General features: G+C 68.7%; 20 protein-coding genes and 1 pseudogene. 12 read left to right on the plus strand and 9 right to left on the minus strand.

Translation table 11 applies throughout. The features are described from left to right. Positions 1-105: 105 nt before the first annotated feature. Entirely contained in the window at positions 106-1128 is a 1023-nt protein-coding gene (gene pstS / locus G582_RS0110035; RefSeq protein ID WP_028839726.1) for a phosphate ABC transporter substrate-binding protein PstS, read from the minus strand. 273 nt (positions 1129-1401) lie between these two features. Here pstS and G582_RS16220 point away from each other — a divergent pair, with 273 nt between their 5' ends. Next, the gene (locus G582_RS16220) at positions 1402-2715 is read left to right on the plus strand and encodes a porin (protein ID WP_051247116.1); all 1314 of its coding nucleotides are present in this window, start codon (positions 1402-1404) and stop codon (positions 2713-2715) included. 122 nt (positions 2716-2837) lie between these two features. On the opposite strand, the gene nth is transcribed toward G582_RS16220, so the two are convergent. Genes nth through G582_RS0110055 form a run of 3 tightly spaced genes read right to left on the minus strand, consistent with a single transcriptional unit; the run spans position 2838 to position 4724 of the window. Beyond that, the gene (gene nth / locus G582_RS0110045; RefSeq protein WP_028839727.1) at positions 2838-3533 is read right to left on the minus strand and encodes an endonuclease III; all 696 of its coding nucleotides are present in this window, start codon (positions 3531-3533) and stop codon (positions 2838-2840) included. Next, positions 3530-3901, minus strand: coding sequence for a hypothetical protein (locus tag G582_RS18620; protein WP_343122286.1), 372 nt, complete (start codon positions 3899-3901; stop codon positions 3530-3532). The genes nth and G582_RS18620 overlap by 4 nt, the downstream gene beginning before the upstream one ends. A gap of 40 nt (positions 3902-3941) precedes the next feature. Next, entirely contained in the window at positions 3942-4724 is a 783-nt protein-coding gene (locus G582_RS0110055; RefSeq protein WP_028839729.1) for an enoyl-CoA hydratase/isomerase family protein, read from the minus strand. 209 nt (positions 4725-4933) lie between these two features. Between G582_RS0110055 and G582_RS16225 the strand changes: the two genes are divergently transcribed. The 4 genes and pseudogenes from G582_RS16225 (at position 4934) to arsC (ending at position 7778) form a co-directional block, all read left to right on the plus strand. After that, a complete protein-coding gene (locus G582_RS16225) occupies positions 4934-5662 on the plus strand; it encodes an FKBP-type peptidyl-prolyl cis-trans isomerase N-terminal domain-containing protein (protein WP_038053697.1) in 729 nt (242 codons plus the stop codon). A 94-nt stretch (positions 5663-5756) separates the two neighbouring features. Beyond that, positions 5757-6574: pseudogene (locus tag G582_RS16235) on the plus strand (CoA pyrophosphatase). After that, positions 6562-7419 (plus strand): sulfurtransferase, encoded by an 858-nt coding sequence (locus tag G582_RS0110075; protein WP_028839730.1) that lies wholly within the window; start codon positions 6562-6564, stop codon positions 7417-7419. Before G582_RS16235 ends, G582_RS0110075 begins: the two are co-directional and overlap by 13 nt. 2 nt (positions 7420-7421) lie before the next feature. After that, entirely contained in the window at positions 7422-7778 is a 357-nt protein-coding gene (arsC, locus tag G582_RS0110080; protein ID WP_038053703.1) for an arsenate reductase (glutaredoxin), read from the plus strand. A gap of 4 nt (positions 7779-7782) precedes the next feature. Here the strand turns inward: arsC and G582_RS0110085 are convergent, their stop codons facing one another. From G582_RS0110085 to G582_RS0110100, 4 genes are all read right to left on the minus strand, one after another. After that, a complete protein-coding gene (locus G582_RS0110085) occupies positions 7783-8541 on the minus strand; it encodes an enoyl-CoA hydratase/isomerase family protein (RefSeq protein ID WP_028839732.1) in 759 nt (252 codons plus the stop codon). Positions 8542-8598: 57 nt separating this feature from the next. Further along, a complete protein-coding gene (locus tag G582_RS18195) occupies positions 8599-9018 on the minus strand; it encodes an acyl-CoA thioesterase (protein WP_038053707.1) in 420 nt (139 codons plus the stop codon). Further along, positions 9015-11921, minus strand: coding sequence for an excinuclease ABC subunit UvrA (uvrA, locus tag G582_RS18200; RefSeq protein WP_083961143.1), 2907 nt, complete (start codon positions 11919-11921; stop codon positions 9015-9017). Before uvrA ends, G582_RS18195 begins: the two co-directional genes overlap by 4 nt. A gap of 118 nt (positions 11922-12039) precedes the next feature. Continuing rightward, on the minus strand, positions 12040-12636 hold the full coding sequence (locus tag G582_RS0110100; RefSeq protein ID WP_156880423.1) for a hypothetical protein: 597 nt from the start codon (positions 12634-12636) through the stop codon (positions 12040-12042). A gap of 235 nt (positions 12637-12871) precedes the next feature. On the opposite strand from G582_RS0110100, the gene rplU reads away from it, so the two are divergent. The 3 genes from rplU (at position 12872) to obgE (ending at position 14650) form a co-directional block, all read left to right on the plus strand. Further along, positions 12872-13180 carry a 50S ribosomal protein L21 gene (rplU, locus tag G582_RS0110105; RefSeq protein WP_028839734.1) on the plus strand — a complete coding sequence of 103 codons (309 nt, stop codon included), beginning with the start codon at positions 12872-12874 and terminating at the stop codon, positions 13178-13180. Positions 13181-13203: 23 nt separating this feature from the next. After that, the gene (rpmA, locus tag G582_RS0110110; RefSeq protein WP_028839735.1) at positions 13204-13464 is read left to right on the plus strand and encodes a 50S ribosomal protein L27; all 261 of its coding nucleotides are present in this window, start codon (positions 13204-13206) and stop codon (positions 13462-13464) included. 127 nt (positions 13465-13591) lie between these two features. Continuing rightward, positions 13592-14650: a GTPase ObgE gene (obgE, locus tag G582_RS0110115; RefSeq protein WP_028839736.1), complete on the plus strand. Its 1059-nt coding sequence runs from the start codon at positions 13592-13594 to the stop codon at positions 14648-14650. A gap of 148 nt (positions 14651-14798) precedes the next feature. On the opposite strand, the gene rpsT is transcribed toward obgE, so the two are convergent. Next, positions 14799-15068: a 30S ribosomal protein S20 gene (rpsT, locus tag G582_RS0110120; RefSeq protein ID WP_028839737.1), complete on the minus strand. Its 270-nt coding sequence runs from the start codon at positions 15066-15068 to the stop codon at positions 14799-14801. Between the two features lie 159 nt (positions 15069-15227). Between rpsT and murJ the strand changes: the two genes are divergently transcribed. The 4 genes from murJ (at position 15228) to lspA (ending at position 21188) form a co-directional block, all read left to right on the plus strand. Next, entirely contained in the window at positions 15228-16790 is a 1563-nt protein-coding gene (gene murJ, locus G582_RS0110125; RefSeq protein WP_038053710.1) for a murein biosynthesis integral membrane protein MurJ, read from the plus strand. 35 nt (positions 16791-16825) lie between these two features. Continuing rightward, positions 16826-17800 carry a bifunctional riboflavin kinase/FAD synthetase gene (locus tag G582_RS0110130; protein WP_083961145.1) on the plus strand — a complete coding sequence of 325 codons (975 nt, stop codon included), beginning with the start codon at positions 16826-16828 and terminating at the stop codon, positions 17798-17800. 101 nt (positions 17801-17901) lie between these two features. After that, the gene (gene ileS, locus G582_RS0110135; protein WP_051247123.1) at positions 17902-20691 is read left to right on the plus strand and encodes an isoleucine--tRNA ligase; all 2790 of its coding nucleotides are present in this window, start codon (positions 17902-17904) and stop codon (positions 20689-20691) included. Beyond that, positions 20691-21188, plus strand: coding sequence for a signal peptidase II (gene lspA, locus G582_RS0110140; protein ID WP_038053717.1), 498 nt, complete (start codon positions 20691-20693; stop codon positions 21186-21188). The genes ileS and lspA overlap by 1 nt, the downstream gene beginning before the upstream one ends. The last annotated feature ends 2 nt before the right edge of the window (positions 21189-21190 follow it).

A 21190-nucleotide genomic window follows, 5' to 3' on the forward strand; every position in this document is an offset into this window, starting at 1 on the left:
TGTTTTTGTGACAAACCGATGACGGCGAGAGGCGTTTTGTCATCATCCCGGCAAACAAAAAAAGCGGGCCCGAAGGCCCGCAACAGGGGGTATGCGGAATGCGGCTTATTTGACGTTCTGGGTCCAGTAGGTGTCGATCTGCTGGACCAGCGAGTCGGGGAGCGGGACGTAGCCCAGCGAAGCGGCGGACGCGTCGCCGTTGGCATAGACCCAGCGGAAGAACTCCAGCGCAGCCTTGGTGCCCGGCTTGCTGTTCTTGTGCACCAGCATGAAGTTGGTGGCGGTGATCGGCCAGGCGTTCTGGCCGGGGGCGTTGGTGACGATCAGGAAGAAGTCCTTGGTCGACTTCCAGTCGGCGCTGGCGGCGGCTTCGGCGAAGGTGTCGTCGCTCGGGTTGACGTAGTTGCCGGCGGCGTTCTTCAGGCGCGAATAGGCAACCTTGTTCTGGACCGCGTAGGCCAGCTCGACGTAGCCGATGCTGCCGCGGATCTGCTTGACGTAGGCGGACACGCCCTCGTTGCCCTTGCCGCCGATGCCGACCGGCCACTTCACCGCGGTGCCTTCGCCGACCTCGGTCTTCCACGACGGGCTGACCTTGGACAGGTAGTTTGTGAAGTTGAAGGTGGTGCCGGAACCATCGGAGCGGTGTACCACGGTGATCTTCTGCGCCGGCAGGGTCAGGCCGCGGTTGCTGGCGACGATGCGCGGGTCGTTCCACATCTTGATCTTGCCGAGGAAAATGTCAGCCAGCACGTCCGGGTCCAGCTTCATCGCCCCGGCGGCGATGCCGGGCAGGTTGAACGCCGGCACGATGCCGCCGATCACCGACGGGAACTGCGCCAGGCCCGAGCGCGACAGCTCGGCCGGCGGCAGCGGCTTGTCGGAGGAGCCGAAGTCCACGGTGCCGGCCTTGATCTGGGCAATGCCGCCGCCGGAGCCGATCGACTGGTAGTTCACTTCCTTGCCGGTCGCGGCCTTGTAGTCGGACGACCACTTGGACATCGCCGGATAGACGAAGGACGCGCCGGCGCCGGTGACGTCGGAAGCGAAGGCGCTGGCGGACAGGACGGCAGAGAGACTGGTTGCCAGCGCGAGCGCGGCGATGCGGAACTTGAAGGACTTGGACACGAAGAACTCCTGATGAGCGGATGCGACGGGGCGATACCCGGTTCGTGGCGCATTCCATCGCGCTTGCGTGACGCCAGTGGGTCAGTTCCATGACGGTCGCGTGACGACGGCGCGGCGGCCGCGCCGCCACGCGAATGCGGGCCGCGTGAAGAAAAACGCGCAAGGGAAATAAAACTGCAATCGATCGCGGGTCAAATGCGTGCTGCAGGTGACGCGAGGCGGAGACCCGCGCGCTGCCCACCAGACAGCTTTCATTCCCAACGGAGTTCCCACATGCGTCCCACCCGTCTGGCCGTCGCGATCGCCCTGATCGCCGGCACCGTCACTTTCAACGCCGCCGCGCAGAGCGCGCCGAGCGCCCAGGACATCGCCGAGCTGAAGGCGCAGATCGCCGCGCTGCAGGCCCAGATCCAGAACCTGGAAGAGCGCAACGATGCGCAGTCCGACGTCAACGTCGATACCGCCACCCAGCTCGACAACCTCACCAACAACAGCGTGAAGGTGGAGACCAAGGGTGGCCTGAAGGTGACCTCGGCCGACAAGAACTTCGAGGCGTCGCTGGGCGGCCGCATCCACTTCGACGCCTACAGCTTCGACAAGGACGTGGCGGCGACCACCGACACCACCGAATTCCGCCGCGCCCGCCTGACCCTGTCCGGCAAGGCCTACGGCTGGGAATACAAGATGGAGCAGGACTTCTCCGCCGGCACCAACCTGGACGGCATCCGCGACATGTACATCGCCCGCAACATGATGGGCGGCAAGCTCACCATCGGCCACTTCAAGCCGTACCGCTCGATGGAAGAGCTGACCAGCTCCAACGAGATCCTGATGATGGAGCGTCCCAGCACCTCCGCCACCGGCATCTACAGCGGCCGCCAGTTCCAGCAGGGCGTGGGCTACCTGCGCGCCGGCGACAGCTACACCTTCGGCGTCAGCGCGTTCAACATGCGCAGTGCGCCGACCGCCCGCACCGAGGGCCTGGGCTTCTCCGCGCGCGGCACCTGGTCGCCGATCGACACGGGCACCACCACCCTGCACCTGGGCGGTTCGTACAGCCACGAGAACCTCAACAAGGGCACCCCCAATATCTCGGCCGTTTCGCACTACGCCGGCCGCCGCGGCCCGTCGCAGACCATGGCCACCACCACCGCCGGCGTGGGCGGCAACGATTCGCAGATCGACACCTTCGGGCTGGAAGCCGCGTTCCGCAACGGCCCGCTGTTCCTGCAGTCGGAGTACGCGCGCGCCAGCTACGGCCAGGCCAACGGCACCTCGCAGGACGTGGACGCCTACTACGTGCAGGGCAGCTTCATGCTCAACGGTGGCCTGAAGGCGTACAAGGGCGCCACCGGCGTGTTCGGCTCGCCCAAGGTCGGCGAGTCCGGCCTGTGGGAGCTCACCGCACGCTATGACGTGATGGAGAACAAGGACATCACCGACATGAAGACCACCTCGGCGCTGATCGGCCTGAACTACTACATCAACCCGAACATGCGGGTGATGCTGAACTACACCAAGGGCAAGAACGACAAGACCGGCGACGAGCCGGGCCAGATCGCGCTGCGCACGCAGTTCGCGTTCTGATCGCCGCTTCCGGCATGCAGCAAACGACGCCCCGCATCCGCGGGGCGTCGTGTTTTGTGGCAGTCACCGGCGGGCGCCATCTTCCGGCGCGGCTTCGGGTCGTCGACGTCCCGCCGTGTTCTTCAGGGCGCAGCGGGCTGCGCCGACGGGCCCTTGTCCGGCCAGCGGCACAGGTCGTGGAGCACGCAGCGCGCGCAGTCCGGCTTGCGCGCCTTGCAGACATAGCGCCCGTGCAGGATCAGCCAGTGGTGCGCATCGCGCGCGAACTCGGCCGGCACCAGTCGCACCAGCTTGTCCTCGACCGTGCGCACATCCCTGCCCGGCGCCAGCCCGGTGCGGTTGGAGACGCGGAAGATGTGCGTGTCCACCGCGATGGTGGGCTCGCCGAACGCGGTGTTGAGCACCACGTTGGCGGTCTTGCGGCCCACGCCGGGCAGGGCTTCCAGCGCCTCGCGCGTGCGCGGCACCTCGCCGCCGTGGCGTTCCAGCAGCAGCCGGCACAGCGCGATCACGTTGGCCGCCTTCGCATTGAACAGGCCGATGGTGTTGATGTAACCCTTCAGGCCTTCTTCGCCCAGCGCCAGGATGGCGGCGGGCGTGTTGGCGGCCGGATACAGCCGGCGCGTGGCCTTGTTGACCCCGACGTCGGTGGCCTGCGCCGACAGCACCACCGCCACCAGCAGCTCGAAGGGGGTGGTGTATTCCAGCTCGGTGGTGGGGTGCGGGTCGCCCGCGCGCAGGCGGGTGAACAGCTCGGTGATTTCGGCGGGCGCGAGCTTGCTGCCGCGCGCGGCGCGCGGCTTGGGCGTTGCGTTCATGCGTGGCGTGCCTTGGCTTTCGCCAGCGCCCGCGCCAGCGCATCGGCGGCGGCCGCGGGCAGCGCGGGTGTGGCCTGCTGCGCCGTTGTCACAACGGTGGTGCGACGCGCGGCGTCGCGTTCGGTCTTGATCCGCGCCAGCCGTTCGGCGCGGGCGCGGTGGCGCTGCCGCGCGGCCAGCGCGAAGCGCCGCGCGTCGCGCGCTTCGGTCAACCGCGCGCTGCAGGCGGACGCGCAGGACGGGCAGGGTGCGGCGTCGAGCAGGCCCAGGGTCAGCGCGGCGTCCATGTCGCCATCGCCCAGCGCCGCCAGCACGGCGTGGGCCGGGTGCTTCGCGGCGCAGCTGCAGGTCGGGCAGGTGGTATCCATGTCTCGTTCGTCACTCCAGCGAAGGCGGGAGTGAGCGGCTTCATTTCCCGGCGAACGCCGGCTTGCGCTTTTCGAGGAACGCGGAGGTGCCTTCGCGCATGTCCTCGGTGGCGAACATCAGGCCGAACTGCGCCGACTCGTATTCCAGCCCTTCCTCGATGCCGCATTCGCCGCCGATGTTCACGCAGTCCAGCATCCCGCGCAGCGCCAGCGGCGCGGCGTTGGCCAGCTGCGCGGCCAGCTTCATGGTTTCCGCCTCCAGCTCCGCGGCCGGCACCACGCGATTGACGATGCCCAGCTGCAGCGCGCGCTCGGCGTTGACCGGGGCGCCGGTCAGGCACAGTTCCAGCGTTGCCGCGCGACCGCACAGGCGCAGCAGGCGCTGGCTGCCGCCGAAGCCGGGAATCAGGCCGAGATTGATTTCCGGCTGGCCCACCTTGGCGGTATCGGCGGCCACGCGCAGGTGGCAGCACATCGCCAGCTCCAGCCCGCCGCCCAGGGCGAAGCCGTTGATCATCGCGATGACCGGTTTGTTCAGCTTTTCCACCCGCCGCATCATCCGCGTGCCGCGCAGCGAGAAGTCGCGGCCCTGCACCGGCGTGAGCGCATTCATCTCGGCGATGTCGGCGCCCGCCACGAACGCCTTGGGGCCGGCGCCGGTCAGCACCACCACTCGCACTGCGTCGTCGGTGGCGGCCCCGGCAAAGGCCGCATCAAGGGCGTCGATTGTGGCGGCGTTCAGCGCGTTCAGCTTGTCCGGGCGGTTGATGCGGATGGTGCGCACGCCATCGGCGGTGTCGATCTGCAGCAGATTGTTGGTCATGCGGGGATCCAGTCGGATTTTCGTGTGCCGGGAGGGAACTTCGAGGGCCGGCCCGGGTCGCAGAGGTGTGCCGGTAGCCGTCAAGTGCCGGGGCCAGTATCCTAACGTGTCGCGCCGGGGCGTTCCGCCCGGCGTCGACGAATCCTTCCGGCCTGCGCCGGATTCCTGCGGGCCGCGTTGGCGGCCTCATTCGACATACGAGGTTGTGGATGAAGTTGCGTGCGATTGCTGCCAGTGCGGCGGCCCTGACCCTGACCGCCGGCATCGCCTCGGCGCAGACCAAGCCGGCCGCGGCCCCCGCCAAGCCCGCCACTGCTGCGCCCGCCGCCGCGCCGGTGGTCGACAAGACCCACGCCAGCTACGCCTTCGGCTGGCAGCTCGGCCAGGAACTGGTCAACACCGGCGAGCCGGTCGACATCGCCACCGTGGTGCGTGGCGTGCAGGATGCCTTCGCCAAGAAGCAGCCGGCCTACACCGAACAGCAGCTGGGCGCCGCCTATTCCGGCTTCCAGCAGCGCATGGAGCTGAAGGCGCAGGAAGCCTTCCGCAAGGCGCTGGCCGACAACCAGGCGCAGTCCGCCGCGTTCGTCACCAAGTTCAAGGCCGAACAGGGCGTGATCACCCTGCCCAGCGGCATCATGTACCGGATCGCCAAGGCCGGCACCGGCGCCAAGGCCACCGCCACCAGCGAAGTGCAGATCGCCTTCCGCAGCTTCCTGGCCGCCGTGGGCGTGCCGCTCAGCGGCGTGCAGACCCCGCCGGCGTTCAAGGTGGCTGATGCGCCGATCCCGGCGCTGAAGGAAACCCTGCCGCTGATGCAGCAGGGCGCGGTGTGGGAAGTGGTCATCCCGCCGGGCAAGGGCCTGGGCGGCAACCAGAACCAGCAGTTCGCGCAGCAGGCCGTGGCCATGCAGATCGAGCTGGGCGCGGTCAAGTAAACCGGTTGGCCGCGCCCCGGCGCGCCACCGCGGCAAGTCCCGATGCGCCGGCCATGTGCCGGCGCATCGCGTTTGCGGCGCTAACATATGCGGCATGAGTGACCTGTTCCGCGCCGTGCTCAGTCCCTGCACTGGTGTCTGCACGCTGGACGAAGCCGGGCTGTGCCGCGGGTGCCGCCGTACCGGCAATGAAATCGCCGCGTGGACCACGCTGGACGATGCCGCCCGCCTGCACCTGATGGACGTGATCCTGCCGGCGCGCCCGGCAGCGGCGGAGGACCCCTGATGGACGCCGCGGCGCTGGCCGACTGGCTGCGCGGTGCGCTGCATCCGCTGGATGCGCCACCCGCGGTGGCGCCGTGGAACCTGTCCGACCTGGCCGGCCTGGTGCAGCCGCTGGCGCCGCATCCGGCGGCGGTGCTGGTGGGGGTGATCCCGCGGGCGGCCGGCGCAGGGGTGCTGCTGACCCGCCGCACCGACGGCCTGCGCCACCACGGCGGCCAGGTCAGTTTCCCCGGTGGCCGCATCGAGCCTGATGACCCCAGCCCGGCCGCCGCGGCGCTGCGCGAAGCGCGCGAGGAAGTGGGCCTGCAGGCCGCGCAGGCGCGGATGCTGGGCTACCTCGATCCGCTGCTCACCATCACCGGCTTCCGCGTGCTGCCGACGGTGGTGCTGGTGGATCCCGGCTTCCAGCCGGTGCCGGAACCGGGGGAGGTGGCCGAAGTGTTCGAAGTGCCGCTGGAACTGCTGATGGACCCGGCGCAGCTGGACACCATCGAGCTGGAGTTCGGCGGGCGCGCCCGCCACGTGTTCCAATACCGCTACCAGCCGCAGCGGATCTGGGGCGCGACCGCCTCGATCCTGTACAACCTGCGCGAACGGCTGGCTGGCTCGAACCAATGGAGGGTGTGATGGCCGGATGGACTACCGTGGTGCAGGCGGACATCCTGTCGGTGGCGCTGGAGCGTCCCGACCTGGTGATCGTCGACTGTCGTTTTTCCCTGATCGATCCGAACCTGGGCGAACAGTCCTGGCGGCGTTCGCACATCCCCGGCGCCGCATACGCGCACCTGGAGCGCGACCTCTCCGACATGTCCCGCAAGGGCGAGGGGCGCCATCCCTGGCCCGATGCCGAAACCTTCTGCGCCAAGCTGACCCGCTGGGGCATCGCGCCCAGTTCGCAGGTAGTGGCGTACGACGATGCCGACGGTGCCTACGCCGCGCGGCTGTGGTTCCTGCTGCGCACGCTCGGCCACGAAAAGGTGGCGGTGCTGGACGGCGGCTGGACGCGCTGGACGTCGCTGGGCCTGCCCGTCTCGTCGCTGCCGCGTGACCCTGCCAGCCAGCGCTACGTCGCCAGCTTCGACGCCTCGCGCCTGCTCGATGCAGACGCCGTCGAAGCCCATCTTGCCGCTGGCGGGATGCTGGTCGATGCGCGCGCGGCGGCGCGCTTCCGCGGCGAGGAAGAGCCGCTGGACAAGGTCGCCGGGCACGTACCGGGTGCGGTCAACCGGCCCTACGCGAACAACATGGCCGACGGCCGCTTCAAATCGCCGATGCAGCTGGCCGACGAATACCGCGCGCTGCTGGCCGGGCGCGACCCTTCCGAGGTCGTGGCGATGTGCGGCTCCGGCGTCACCGCCTGCCACAACCTGCTGGCGATGGAGCGCGCCGGGCTGCGTGGCGCCAAGCTGTTCACCGGTTCCTGGAGCGGGTGGCTGGCCGACCAGCGGCGGCCGGTGGCAACCGGGGCATGAACATGGCGGCAAGCAAGGTGGAAATCTGGCATCGCCCCAGCTGCAGCAAATCCCGCGGCGCGCTGGAGATCCTGCGCGAGGCCGGCATCGAACCGGTGGTCGTGGACTACGTGGCCAACCCGCCCACCAAGGCGCGGCTGCATCAGGCCATTGCCGATGCCGGGCTCAGCGTGCGGCAGGCGATCCGCAGCAAGGAGGCCGAGTACGCCGCTCGCGGCCTGGCCGATCCGGCGCTGCCGGACGACGTGCTGCTGGAAGCGATGGTGGCCGCCCCGGTCCTCATCGAACGTCCGTTCGTGTTCACGCCCAAGGGCGTGCGCCTGTGCCGGCCGCCGGAGACGGTGCTGGAGCTGCTGTAGGCGCTTACTTCCCGATCCGCGCCAGCATCGCGCGCAGCGCGGCCTGCGTGTCCGGGTGCGACCACTGGGCGACGAAGCGCGGCAGGTCGATGCGTTCGTCGGCCAGCGCGGCGATGACGTCGCGGCGGGCAATGGCGCGGGTTTCCAGCATCGGCATGTGCGGCAGCTGCAGCAGCTCCTCCAGCCAGACCCGTGCGCGGGTGGCGACGTCGTCGATGTGCACCAGCTCGTCCACCAGCCCGATCTGCAGGGCCTGCTGGGCGTCCGGCATCGCCCCGGCCACCAGCAGGCGTTCGCCGCGATGCGGGCCGACCACGCGCGCCAGCAGCGCCTGGATGCCTTCCGGCGCGACCAGGCCCACCTGGGTTTCGTTCAGGCCGATCCGATAGGGGCCGTCGGCGAGGATGCGGTAGTCGCAGCACAGCGCCAGCACGCAGCCGCCGGCCGGCGCGTGGCCGGCCATCGCCGCAACCACCGGCACGGGGCATTCCGCCAGCGCGCGGGCGGCGGAGAAGAACACCGTCCACGCCCGCAGCAGCGCGTCCTGATCTTCGCCCAGCGACAGCAGATAGGGCACGTCCAGGCCTGCCGAAAACACCTTCGGCCCGCCCACCAGCACGATCCCGCGGGCGCCGCGCGCCGGCGCTTCGTGCAGCGCCTGCACCAGGTCGGCGCACAGCTCGGGATTCAACGCGTTGACCGGCGGCCGCGCCAGCCGCAGCTCGTGGACTTGGCCGTGGACGGTGGTTTCGATCAGCGACATGGGCGGGCTCCTGGGCGACGTGCGGCCATCATAGGCGTGCGCGTCGGCGATGCGGAATCAGGCGGCGGGCGCGGCCAGCAGCCGCTCCGAAGCGCGCCGCACGCAATCCGGCAGCGGCGTCGGCCGGCCGTCGCGGCGACCCACCCAGACCGCCACCACGTTGCCGTCGCAGTGCAGGGTGCCGTCAGCGGCGACGATGCGATGACCGATCACCACGCTGCTGTTGCCCAGCTTCTCGGTGAACAGTTCCACGGAAACTTCCGTCGGGTATTCGATCGGACGCTTGAAGTTGAGCGTGGCCGAAGCGACCACGGGCGCGGCGTCTTCGGTCACCCACGGCTCGCCGATGGATTCGAACCATTCGATGCGCGCCTGCTCCAGGAAGGTCAGATAGCGCGCGTTGTTGACGTGGTTGAACGCGTCCAGGTCGCTCCAGCGCAGCGGGATGGACATGCGGAACACGGGGCGGTCGGTCATGCGTCTGCCTTTTTCTTGCTCTTGCGCGGGGCGGCAGCGGAGCTTGCCGGATGTTTTTCGAGCAATGGCGCAAGGAAGCGGCCGGTATGCGAGGCCGGGTTCGCCGCCACTTCCTCGGGCGTGCCCACGGCGATGATCTGGCCGCCGCGATGGCCGCCTTCCGGGCCCAGGTCCACCACCCAGTCGGCGGTCTTGATCACGTCGAGGTTGTGCTCGATCACCACCACCGTGTTGCCGTCGTCGCGCAGCTTGTGCAGCACCGCCAGCAGCGCCTCGATGTCGTGGAAGTGCAGGCCGGTGGTGGGCTCGTCGAGGATGTACAGGGTGCGGCCGGTGTCGCGCCGCGACAGCTCCTTCGACAGCTTCACGCGCTGCGCCTCGCCGCCCGACAGCGTGGTCGCGCTCTGGCCCAGCTTGATGTAGGAAAGCCCCACGTCCACCAGCGTCTCCAGCTTGCGGGCGATGCTGGGCACCGGCTGGAACAGCTCCAGCGCGGCTTCCACGGTCATCTCCAGCACGTCGTGGATGCTGAAGCCCTTGTAGCGGATCTCCAGCGTCTCGCGGTTGTAGCGCTTGCCCTGGCAGACGTCGCAGGGCACGTACACGTCCGGCAGGAAGTGCATCTCGACCTTGATCAGGCCGTCGCCCTGGCATGCCTCGCAGCGCCCGCCGCGCACGTTGAAACTGAAGCGGCCCGGCGAATAGCCGCGCGCGCGCGCCTCCGGCACCTGCGCGAACAGCTCGCGCAGCGGCGTGAACAGGCCGGTATAGGTGGCCGGGTTGGAACGCGGGGTGCGGCCGATCGGCGACTGGTCGATGTCCACCACCTTGTCGAACAGGTCCAGCCCGATCACGTCCTTGTGCGCCGCCGGGGTGTGCGAAGCGCCGTTGATCTCGTTGGCGGCCAGCGCGTACAGGGTGTCGTTGATCAGGGTGGACTTGCCGGAACCGGACACGCCGGTCACGCAGGTCAGCAGCCCGGACGGGATCTCCAGGTCCACGTTCTTCAGGTTGTTGCCGCTGGCGCCCTTCAGCTTCAGCAGCAGCTTGCGGTTGGGCGGGTTGCGGTGCGCCGGCACCTCGATCCTGCGCTTGCCGGACAGGTACTGCCCGGTCAGCGAGCGCGGCGCCTTAAGCACGTCGGCCAGCTGGCCCTGCGCCACCACTTCGCCGCCGTGCACGCCGGCGCCGGGGCCGATGTCGACGATGTAGTCGGCCAGCCGGATCGCGTCCTCGTCGTGCTCCACCACCAGCACGGTGTTGCCAAGGTCGCGCAGGCGGGTCAGGGTGCCGAGCAGGCGCTCGTTGTCGCGCTGGTGCAGGCCGATGGAGGGCTCGTCCAGCACGTACATCACGCCGACAAGACCGGCGCCGATCTGGCTGGCCAGGCGGATGCGCTGTGCCTCGCCGCCGGACAGCGAATCGGCCTTGCGCTCCAGGGTCAGGTAATCAAGGCCGACGTCGACCAGGAAGCCGAGCCGCTCGCGGATCTCCTTGACGATCTTGGCGGCGATCTCGCCGCGCCAGCCGGGGAGGGTCAGGGTGTCGAAGAAGGCCAGGCAGGCGTCGATCGGCAGCACCGCGATTTCGGGCAGCGGACGGTCGGCCACGAACACGTTGCGGGCCTGACGGTTCAGCCGCGCGCCGCCGCATTCGGGGCAGGAATGCTCGCTGATGTACTTGGCCAGCTCCTCGCGTACCGCCGCACTTTCGGTTTCGCGGTAGCGCCGCTCGAGGTTGGGCAGGATGCCTTCGAAGGCGTGCCTGCGCTGATACTTGTTGCCGTTCTCGCCGACGTAGCTGAGGTTGATGACCTCGCCGCCGCTGCCGCGCAGGACGATCTCGCGGATGTGCTCGGGCAGCTGCTGCCAGGGCACGTCGACCTTGAAGCCGTAGTGCTTGGCCAGCGAGGCGATCATGGAAAAGTAATAGCTGTTGCGCCGGTCCCAGCCGCGCATCGCGCCGGCCGCCAGCGACAGCTCGGGATGCGCCACCACCTTGGCCGGATCGAAGAACTGCGCCACGCCCAGCCCGTCGCAGCCCGGGCAGGCGCCGGTGGGCGAGTTGAACGAGAACAGCCGCGGTTCCAGTTCCGGCAGCGAGTAGTCGCAGACCGGGCAGGAATAGCGCGAGGAGAACAGCAGCGGGTCGGCCGCGTCCTGCGCGGCATCCATCGACTGCACGATCGCCATGCCATCGCCCAGCTTCAGCGCGGTTTCGAACGACTCGGCCAGCCGCTGGCGGATGTCCGCGCGCGGCTTGAAGCGGTCGATCACCGCCTCGATGGTGTGCTTGACGCGGAGCGCCAGCGGCGGCACCGCGTCGATTTCGTGCAGCACGCCGTCCACCCGCACCCGCACGTAGCCCTGCGCGCGCAGCTGATCGATCACCTGCAGGTGCTCGCCCTTGCGTTCGCGCACTACCGGCGCCAGCAGCATCCAGCGCTGCTCGGCCAACGCCGGGTCGGCCTCCATCTCCAGCACCTGGTCGACCATCTGGCTGACCGTCTGCGCCTCCAGCGGGAAGTGGTGGTCGGGGCAGCGCGGGCTGCCCACGCGCGCGTACAGCAGGCGCATGTAGTCGTGGATTTCGGTGATCGTGCCGACCGTCGAGCGCGGGTTGTGGCTGGTCGATTTCTGCTCGATGGAAATCGCCGGCGACAGCCCTTCGATATGGTCGATGTCGGGCTTGTCCATCACGCTGAGGAACTGCCGCGCATAGGCCGACAGCGACTCGACGTAGCGGCGCTGGCCCTCGGCGTAGATGGTGTCGAAGGCCAGCGACGACTTGCCGGAACCGGACAGGCCGGTGATCACGATCAACTTGTCGCGCGGCAGGTCGAGGTCGATGTTCTTGAGGTTGTGCGTCCGTGCGCCGCGGATGCGGATGTAGTCCAGGGCCATCGGTGGGATCCTGCGGTGGGGGACGGCCGGCGGCATGCCGTCGGCCAATCAGGAAGCGTAGCGAGCCGCTGATTTGGGGGCAAATGCCGGCATCTCCAGCGCGCGGCAAGCCAACCGTTCAGGGGCTGCAGTACTGCCCCTGCTGCCGCACCACATCTTCCAGCAGCGCCTGTTTCCCCTTCGTGGAGGCGTCCCGGCGCAGTTCCTCCGCGGCTTCCGCAAGCCCGTCGCAGGGGTCGTCGGTATAGCCCGCCGGCCACAGCAGCATCTGCGACAGGGCGCGCACGTAATCGCCCAGGCTCGCCTCCCGCTGGCGCATGCGGAACCGCTCGGGCGGGGGCCGACGGATCGGATTGATGCTGGTCATCGGGCTCTTGCGCTCGAAACGGATGCCGTCGTCGCGCCGCTGCGCTGCCGGCATCGACCAGTCGTCGCTGGACACCGTCGGCACCGCGGCAGGGTCAACGTTGGTGCCGGCCGGGTCCGTCGCACGGGGGCCGGTGCTGGCCAGTGGGCGCGTGCTGCTCCTGCCACCAGTCCTGGCTGGTGGCGTGCGTGCCGCTGCAGGTGGCGGCAGCCGCCGCGGCAGGGTGATGTACACCAGCGTCATCGGCGGGCCGGCGGTGCCGGCATCCGCCTTGGGCCGGGTCAGTGTCCAGGCGGCCAGCAGGTGGAGCAGGGCGACCAGCAGCCACGCGCCGCCTTTCGCAGGCACGTCGATGGGCCAGGCCCGGGCAGGTCCGTTGCTATGCATCCCACTCCCTTGGGGTTCCGAATCCGCGGCAGCGCCTCGGACGCGGATCGCCGCGCGAAGTTCCTTTCAGCCGCGGGCGCCGGGCGAGTTGACCCTAAGCCGCTGAATCCCCTACAATTCCGCTCCTGTCCGCCCTCGATGGCGGCAGGCCCTGCTCAGGGCACCCAGAAGAACTACAGAACCGAGAGATACCAACATGTACGCAGTACTTGTCACCGGCGGTAAGCAATACCGCGTGATGCAGGGCGAAACGCTCCGCGTCGAACTGCTCGAAGCCGAAGCCGGCAGCGAGATCAAGCTGGACAACATCCTGATGTTGGGCGATGCCGACGGCATCAAGCTGGGCGACGCGCTGAAGGGCGCTTCCATCACCGCGACGGTTGTCGGCCACGGCCGCGCCGACAAGGTACGGATCGTCAAGTTCCGTCGTCGCAAGCACCACCGCAAGCAGATGGGTCACCGTCAGCACTACACCGAAATCCAGATCACCGGCATCAACGCCTGATCGTCAGCCTGGAGAACTAAGCAATGGCACACAAAAAGGCAGGCGGCAGTACCCGTAACGGCCGCGATTCCAACCCGAAGTACCTGGGCGTCAAGATCTACGGTGGCCAAGCCATCGAAGCGGGCAACATCATCGTTCGCCAGCGCGGCACCCAGTTCCATCCGGGCACCGGCGTCGGCCTCGGCCGCGACCACACCCTGTTCGCGCTGATCGATGGCAAGGTGGAATTCACCACCAAGGGCCCGAAGCAGCGCCGCACCGTCAACATCGTCGCCGCGCAGTAAGCGCAGGCGACGATGCGATGCGAAGGGCCCCGCCTCGGCGGGGTTTTTCGTTTGTGTTCCCGGCTGCGGCGCCCGCGCATGCTGGCCGGCGCGCCAAACTCCACCCCAACACTGCACAATCACGCCCATGAAACTCGTCGACGAAGCTGAAATCACCGTCACTGCCGGCAATGGCGGCAATGGCTGCATCGGCTTCCGCCGCGAGAAGTTCATCCCGCTGGGCGGGCCGGACGGTGGCGACGGCGGCGCCGGTGGCGACGTCTGGCTGCAGGCGGACGAGAACCTCAACACGCTGGTGGACTTCCGCCACCAGACCAGGTTCAAGGCCCAGCGCGGCGAGAACGGCATGGGCAGCCAGCGCTATGGCAAGGCCGGCGAGGACACCGTCATCACCGTGCCGATCGGCACCGTGATCCACAACGTCGATACCGACGAGGTGATCGGCGACCTCACCGAGCACGGCCAGCGCCTGCTGGTGGCCAAGGGTGGCCACGGCGGGCTCGGCAACATGCATTTCAAGAGCTCGGTCAACCGCTCGCCGCGCAAGGCGACGCCGGGCGGCGAGGGCGAGAGCCGGGCGCTGCGGCTGGAGCTGAAGCTGCTGGCGGATGTCGGCCTGCTGGGCTTCCCCAACGCCGGCAAGTCCACCTTCATCCGCGCGGTGTCGGCGGCCACCCCGAAGGTGGCCGACTATCCGTTCACCACGCTGTATCCCAACCTCGGCGTGGTCAGCGTGGAAACCGGCCGCAGCTTCGTGATCGCCGACATCCCCGGCCTGATCGAGGGCGCCGCCGACGGCGCGGGCCTCGGCAGCCTGTTCCTGCGCCACGTCCAGCGCACCCGCCTGCTGCTGCACCTGGTCGACATCGCGCCGATGGATTACGAAGGCAGCGCGGTGTCGCCGGTCGAGCAGGTGCGCGCGATCGAGCACGAGCTGCGCAAGTACGACCCGGCGATGCTGGAGAAGCCGCGCTGGCTGGTGCTGAACAAGGCCGACCTGATGTTCGAGGACGAAGCCCGCGAAGCCGCGGAGAAGATCGTCGCCGAGCTGGGCTGGACCGGGCCGTGGTACCTGGTCTCGGCGCTGGGTCGCGATGGCACCTGGCCGATCATGCTGGCCGTGCAGACCTTTTTCGACCGCCTGCGCGAGGCGGAACTCGAGGCCAAGGAACAGGGCGATGCCTGAGGCGGGACGCCGGGCGGCCGGGCAGGGCGTCCGGCCTCGTCGCGGGGCAGCCGTTTGGCGTGCCTGCGCCGGCAGCCACCGGGTCCGCCCGACGCAAACAAAAAGCCCCGCCGAAGCGGGGCTTTTTGCCGAATCCCGGCGCCGTGGTTCAGGCGGCCTTGAGCGCCTTGATGCGCGCGGTCAGGCGGGCCTTGTGGCGGGCGGCCTTGTTCTTGTGGATCAGGCCGCGGGCGGCGAAACGATCCAGCAGCGGCTGGGCGGTGGCGAAGGCTTCGGTGGCGCCGGCGGCGTCATTGGCGTCGAGCGCCTTGATCACCTTCTTGACGGCGGTGCGAAGCTGCGAGCGCTGGGCGACGTTGCGGGCATTGCGCACGACGGTCTGCTTGGCGCGCTTTTTGGCGGACTTGATGTTGGCCACGAGTGAGAATCCTGGAAAGTCTGAGGGTGGGGCTGTAAAAACCGCCCGCTGGCAGGCTTGCCCACGGACGAAGGAATACGGAAGACTGGAAATTATGGAGGATTCAATGGCTTGGGTCAATATGTCGGATTTTCGGGGACAGCCGGGGACGGCGAAAGCATGAGCGGGCTGTTGCGTTCCAGCGCGGTATTCAGCGCGATGACCCTGCTGTCGCGGATCGCCGGCTTCTTGCGCGATGCCCTGCAGTCGCGCCTGTTCGGCACCTCGGTGGCGATGGATGCCTTCGTCATCGCCTACCGGATCCCCAACTACCTGCGGCGGATCTTCGCCGAAGGTTCGATGCAGATGGCGTTCGTGCCGGTGCTCAACGAGCTGCGCGAGCGCGGCGACAAGGCCGCGCTGAAGGACTTCATCGACCACATGGCTGGCGCGCTGTTCGCGCTGGTGTTCGTGGTCGCCGGCATCGGCATGCTGGCGGCGCCGCTGCTGGCCGAGCTGTTCGCCCCCGGCGCGGTGGGCACGCCCGGTGGCGAGGAGAAGCTGGCGCTGATCGCGCAGATGCTGCAGATCACCTTCCCCTACCTGGTCGCCATTTCGATGATGGCGCTGGTGGCCTCGGTGCTCAACAGCTTCGGCAAATTCGCCCTGCCGGCGGCCACGCCTGTGCTGCACAACCTGACCATGATCGCGGCCATGCTGTGGCTGGCGCCGCGGTTCGCCGAGCCGGTCAAGGCGCTGGCCTGGGGCGTGCTGGCGGCGGGGGCGCTGCAACTGCTGGTGCTGTGGCCTGCGTTGGGCAAGCTGGGACTGCGGCCGCGGCTCAAGCCCGGGTTCTCGCACCCGGATGTGCGGCGGGTGGCCAAACTGATGTTGCCGACCTTGTTTTCGTCGTCGGTGGCCCAGCTCAACCTGCTGGTGGGCACGGTGTTCGCCTCGCTGCTGGCCACCGGTAGCCAGACCTGGCTGTACCTGTCCGACCGCCTGGTCGAACTGCCGCTGGGACTGTTCGGGGTAGCCATCGGTACCGTGATCCTGCCGCACCTGTCGCGCCGGCATGCCGCCACCGATGCCGACGGCTACGGCGCCGCGCTGGACTGGGGGCTGCGGCTGGCCCTGCTGGCCGGGGTGCCGGCGGCGCTGGGCCTGCTGCTGCTGGCCGAGCCGCTGACCGCGGTGGTCTACCAGGGCGGCAAGTTCACCGCCTTCGACACCCGCATGGCGGCGATCAGCCTGAGCGCGATGAGCCTGGGCATTCCCGCGTTCATGCTCAGCAAGGTGCTGTCACCGGCGTTCTACGCGCGTCAGGACAGCAAGACCCCGATGCGGGCGGCGATCTGGACGGTGGTCTGCAACGTGCTGCTGACTATCGTGCTGACTCTGCCACTGTGGCTGCACGATGTTCCGGGCGCGCACGGCGGTATCGCGTTGGCCACCGGCCTGTCCGGGATCATCAATGCGTGGTTGCTGTGGCGCTATCTCAAGCGCGCCGGGCTGATGCGGCCGCAGCCGGGCTGGGCGCGTTTCTGGATGCAGCTGGGCTTGGCCTGCGCGGTGATGAGTGCGGTGGTGCTGGGACTGCGCTGGCAGATCGGTGACTGGACTGCGATAGACAGCCTGCTGCACCGCGCGCTGCTGCTGCTGGCGGTGATCGCGGCCGGCGGGGTCAGCTATCTGCTGGTGCTGCTGGCGCTGGGCCTGCGTCCGCGCGACCTGCGCCACTGACCGTTGCTGCGGCGCGGCTATACTGGCGGATCATCATGACCTTCCTGTTCCGCGATGCCGCTGGCGGGGCGCTATGCCCCCACGGAAGCGTGGTCTGCATCGGTGCGTTTGATGGCCTGCATCAGGGCCATCGCGCACTGGTCGGCCACGCGGTGGCGCGCGCGCGCGCGCTGGGCGTGCCGGCGGTGGCGCTGTCGTTCGAGCCGCTGCCGCGCGAACTGTTCGCCAGGGGTGCGCCGCCGCCGCGGCTGATGCTGCCGCGGGCCAAGCTGGAAGGGTTGTGCGCGCTGGGCTGCGATGGCGTCGGCCTGCTGCGCTTCAACGCCACGCTGGCGGCGATGTCCGCGGAGGACTTCGTGCGCCAGGTGCTGGTGGCGCGACTTGGGGTGCGTGAAGTCTGGGTCGGCCCCGGTTTCCATTTCGGCCGCGGCCGCGCCGGCGACATCGCGCTGCTGCGCGCGTTGGGCGAGGCGTGCGGCTTCACTGCGCACGAGATCGCGCCGGTGCATGTCGACGGCGAGCGCGTCTCCAGCACCGCCATCCGCGCCGCACTGGCCAGCGGCGACTTCGCCCACGCCGCGCGCCTGCTCGGCCGGCCCTATGCAATTGGCGGACGGGTGGTACGCGGCCAGCAGCTGGGGCGCACCCTTGGCTATCCCACCGCCAACCTGCGCTACGGCGGCAAGACGCCGGCACTGCGCGGGATCTTTGCCACCTGGGTGCACGGGATCGGCGGGCGACCGTGGCCATCGGTGTCGAGCTTCGGCACCCGTCCTACGGTGGACGGGCAGGAGCCGCTGCTGGAAGCGCATCTGTTCGACTTCGAGGGCGACCTGTACGGGCGCCGGATCGAGGTCGAATTCGTCGCCCACCTGCGCGACGAAGAAAGATTCCCCGACCTGCCTTCGCTGGTGGCGCAGATGCACCACGACGACCAGCAGGCACGCACGATCCTCGTGGGAGCGCCTGCGGGCGCGACTGCTTTCCCCATTGCATCCTGTCGCGCCTGAAGGCGCTCCTACAGTTCGAGAAGCCGTCCGTGACCGACAAGACCGACAAGCAAGAAAACCCCTACAAGGCCACCATCCTGCTGCCGGAGACCGCGTTCCCGATGCGCGGCGACCTGCCCAAGCGCGAACCGGAGATGCTGGCGCGCTGGGAATCCGAAGGCCTGTACGCGCAGATCCGCGAGGCGGCCAAGGGCCGTCCGCAGTTCGTGCTGCACGACGGCCCGCCGTATGCCAACGGCGCGATCCACCTGGGCCATGCGGTCAACAAGATCCTCAAGGACATCATCGTCAAGTCGAAGACGCTGGCCGGCTTCGACGCGCCCTACATCCCCGGTTGGGACTGCCACGGGCTGCCGATCGAGATCGCCATCGAGAAGAAGTTCGGCAAGGTCGGCGTGAAGCTCGACGCCGCCGCGTTCCGCCAGAAGTGCCGCGAATACGCGACCGAGCAGATCGAGGTGCAGCGCCGCGACTTCAAGCGCCTGGGCGTGCTGGGCGACTGGGAACGGCCGTATCGCACGCTGGATTTCAAGTTCGAGGCCGATGAAATCCGCGCGCTGGCCAAGGTGGTGGACAACGGCCACCTGCTGCGCGGGGTGAAGCCGGTGTACTGGTGCTTCGACTGCGGCAGCGCGTTGGCCGAGGCGGAGATCGAATACCAGGACAAGACCTCGCCGGCGGTGGACGTGGCCTATGCCGCGCGCAACCCGCAGCAGGTCAGCCGCGCCTTCAGCAGCGAGTTGCCGGAAGGCGTGGAGGTGGCCATCCCGATCTGGACCACTACCCCGTGGACGCTGCCGGCCTCGCTGGCGATCTCGCTGGGGCCGGAGCTGGACTACGTGCTGGTGGAAGGCCCGGCCAAGGGCGACGGCACGCGCCGTTGGCTGGTGCTGGCCGAAGCGCTGGCGGAAAAAGCCTTGCAGCGCTATGGCGTGGAGGCGGTGAGCATCCTCGGTCGCGCCCAGGGCGAGAAGCTCGAGGGCCTGCTGTTCGCGCATCCGTTCTACGCCGGGCGCGATATCCCGGTGCTGCTGGGCGACCACGTCAGCGCCGAAGACGGCACCGGCGCCGTGCACACCGCGCCGGGCCATGGCCAGGAGGACTTCGTGGTCGGCCAGAAATACGGCCTGGTCGAGAAGTACACCGCGGCGCAGCTCAACCCGGTGGACGGCCGCGGCGTGTACCTGCCATCGACGCCGCCGGCCGGCGATGTCGACCTGACCCAGCTGCACGTGTGGAAGGCCAACGACGCCCTCGTCGACGTGCTGCGCGGCAATGGCGCGCTGCTGGCGTTCGCGCCGCTCAAGCACAGCTATCCGCACTGCTGGCGGCACAAGACCCCGATCGCGTTCCGCGCCACCCCGCAGTGGTTCATCTCGATGGAGCAGGCCCACCTGCGCCGCGACGCGCTGGCGGCCATCGAAACGGTGAAGTGGTATCCCGAATGGGGCCAGGCGCGCATCGCCGGCATGGTCGAGGGCCGCCCGGACTGGACGATTTCGCGCCAGCGCACCTGGGGCGTGCCGATCGCGCTGTTCGTGCATCGCGAGACCGGCGACATCCATCCGCGCAGCGTCGAGCTGATGCGGCAGGTGGCCGAGCGGGTGGAAGAAGCCGGCGTCGACGCCTGGTATTCGCTGGACGCCGCGGAGCTGCTGGGCAGCGATGCGAAGGACTACGACAGGATCACCGACATCCTCGACGTCTGGTTCGATTCCGGCGTCACCCACGAGGGCGTGCTGCTGGAGCGCGGCCTGGGCAAGCCGGCCGATCTGTACCTCGAGGGCTCCGACCAGCATCGCGGCTGGTTCCAGAGCTCGCTGCTGACCGGCGTTGCCATCGACAACGCTGCGCCGTACAGGCAGTGCCTGACCCACGGCTTCACCGTGGACGAGCACGGCCGCAAGATGTCGAAGTCGCTGGGCAACGGCATCGAGCCGCAGGAAATCATGAAGACGCTGGGCGCGGACATCCTGCGCCTGTGGATCGCCAGCGCCGACTACAGCAACGAGATGTCGCTGTCGAAGGAGATCCTCAAGCGCAACGCCGACGCCTATCGCCGCATCCGCAATACCGCGCGCTTCCTGCTGGGCAACCTGCACGGCTTCGACCCGGCGCGCGACCTGCTGGCGCCGGACGACATGGTGGCGCTGGACCGCTGGATCGTGCACCGGGCCTGGCAGGTGCAGGAGGAGATCGCCGCGGCCTATGCGAACTACGATTTCGCCGCGGTGGTGCAGGCGCTGATGAATTTCTGCAGCGTCGACCTGGGTTCGCTGTACCTGGACGTCACCAAGGATCGCCTGTACACCATGCGCAAGGACTCGCGCGGCCGGCGCAGCGCGCAGTCGGCGATGTACCGCATCGCCGAGGGCTTCGTGCGCTGGATCGCGCCGGTGCTCAGCTTCACCGCCGACGAAATGTGGGCGTACCTGCCCGGCGGGCATCCCGGCAACGTGCTGTTCACCACCTGGTACGACGGCCTGGCGCCGTTGCCGGACGATGCCGCGCTGTCCGCCAAGGACTTCGAGGGCTTGCTGGAGCTGCGCGAGCAGGTGACCCGCGCGCTGGAGCCGATGCGCGCCGCCGGGCAGATCGGCGCCGCGCTGGAAGCCGAGATCGAACTGCGCTGCAGCGTGGCCGACCAGAACTGGCTGTCGCCGCTGGCCGACGAGCTGCGCTTCCTGCTGATCAGCGGCGACGTGAAGGTGGTGCCGGACACGGAGGCGAAGGGCGTGATCGGCGTGTTCGCCCAGCCCACCACCAAGCCCAAGTGCGTGCGCTGCTGGCACCACCGCGAGGACGTCGGCGCGCACGCCGCGCATCCGCTTCTGTGCGGGCGCTGCGTGGCGAACGTGGACGGCCCGGGCGAAGAGAGGAAGTGGTTCTGATGGCGTCGGTCAAGCCCAACGCGCTTCCATGGCTGGCCGTTTCGGTCATCGTCCTCGTCCTCGACCAGTGGTCCAAGGCCTGGGTGCTGGCGTCGCTGCCGGAATACACCGCGGTGCCGGTGATCGACGGCTTCTGGAACTGGTATCGCACCTACAACACCGGCGCGGCATTCAGCTTCCTTGCCGACGCCGGCGGCTGGCAGAAGTACTTCTTCATGGTGCTGGCGTTCGCCATCAGCGGGCTGATGGCGTGGATGCTGGCGAAGACGCAGCGCGGCGACTGGAAGCAGGCGCTGCCGCTGTCGCTGGTGATCGGCGGCGCGATCGGCAACGTGATCGACCGCTTCCTGCATGGCCACGTGGTCGACTTCATCCAGTGGCATGTGGGCCAGCACTACTGGCCGGCGTTCAACATCGCCGACTGCGCGGTGGTGGGCGGGGCGATCGGCGTCGCGCTGTTCGGCCTGCTGGGCGGCAAGCCAAAGGCCGCAGGGTAGAA

Origin of the sequence: Thermomonas fusca DSM 15424 (assembly GCF_000423885.1) — a bacterium.
GTDB classification, from domain to species: Bacteria; Pseudomonadota; Gammaproteobacteria; order Xanthomonadales; family Xanthomonadaceae; genus Thermomonas; species Thermomonas fusca.

Excerpts from the sequence above, each read along its gene's own strand:
- rplU (WP_028839734.1), top strand. The coding sequence starts at position 12,872 with ATGTACGCAGTACTTGTCACCGGCGGTAAGCAATACCGCGTGATGCAG.
- G582_RS16220 (WP_051247116.1), top strand. The coding sequence starts at position 1,402 with ATGCGTCCCACCCGTCTGGCCGTCGCGATCGCCCTGATCGCCGGCACC.
- uvrA (WP_083961143.1), bottom strand. The coding sequence starts at position 11,921 with ATGGCCCTGGACTACATCCGCATCCGCGGCGCACGGACGCACAACCTC.
- murJ (WP_038053710.1), top strand. The coding sequence starts at position 15,228 with ATGAGCGGGCTGTTGCGTTCCAGCGCGGTATTCAGCGCGATGACCCTG.
- nth (WP_028839727.1), bottom strand. The coding sequence starts at position 3,533 with ATGAACGCAACGCCCAAGCCGCGCGCCGCGCGCGGCAGCAAGCTCGCG.
- ileS (WP_051247123.1), top strand. The coding sequence starts at position 17,902 with ATGCGCGGCGACCTGCCCAAGCGCGAACCGGAGATGCTGGCGCGCTGG.
- lspA (WP_038053717.1), top strand. The coding sequence starts at position 20,691 with ATGGCGTCGGTCAAGCCCAACGCGCTTCCATGGCTGGCCGTTTCGGTC.
- G582_RS0110130 (WP_083961145.1), top strand. The coding sequence starts at position 16,826 with ATGACCTTCCTGTTCCGCGATGCCGCTGGCGGGGCGCTATGCCCCCAC.
- G582_RS18620 (WP_343122286.1), bottom strand. The coding sequence starts at position 3,901 with ATGGATACCACCTGCCCGACCTGCAGCTGCGCCGCGAAGCACCCGGCC.
- G582_RS0110085 (WP_028839732.1), bottom strand. The coding sequence starts at position 8,541 with ATGTCGCTGATCGAAACCACCGTCCACGGCCAAGTCCACGAGCTGCGG.
- G582_RS16225 (WP_038053697.1), top strand. The coding sequence starts at position 4,934 with ATGAAGTTGCGTGCGATTGCTGCCAGTGCGGCGGCCCTGACCCTGACC.
- obgE (WP_028839736.1), top strand. The coding sequence starts at position 13,592 with ATGAAACTCGTCGACGAAGCTGAAATCACCGTCACTGCCGGCAATGGC.
- arsC (WP_038053703.1), top strand. The coding sequence starts at position 7,422 with ATGGCGGCAAGCAAGGTGGAAATCTGGCATCGCCCCAGCTGCAGCAAA.
- G582_RS18195 (WP_038053707.1), bottom strand. The coding sequence starts at position 9,018 with ATGACCGACCGCCCCGTGTTCCGCATGTCCATCCCGCTGCGCTGGAGC.
- rpmA (WP_028839735.1), top strand. The coding sequence starts at position 13,204 with ATGGCACACAAAAAGGCAGGCGGCAGTACCCGTAACGGCCGCGATTCC.
- G582_RS0110075 (WP_028839730.1), top strand. The coding sequence starts at position 6,562 with ATGGAGGGTGTGATGGCCGGATGGACTACCGTGGTGCAGGCGGACATC.
- G582_RS0110055 (WP_028839729.1), bottom strand. The coding sequence starts at position 4,724 with ATGACCAACAATCTGCTGCAGATCGACACCGCCGATGGCGTGCGCACC.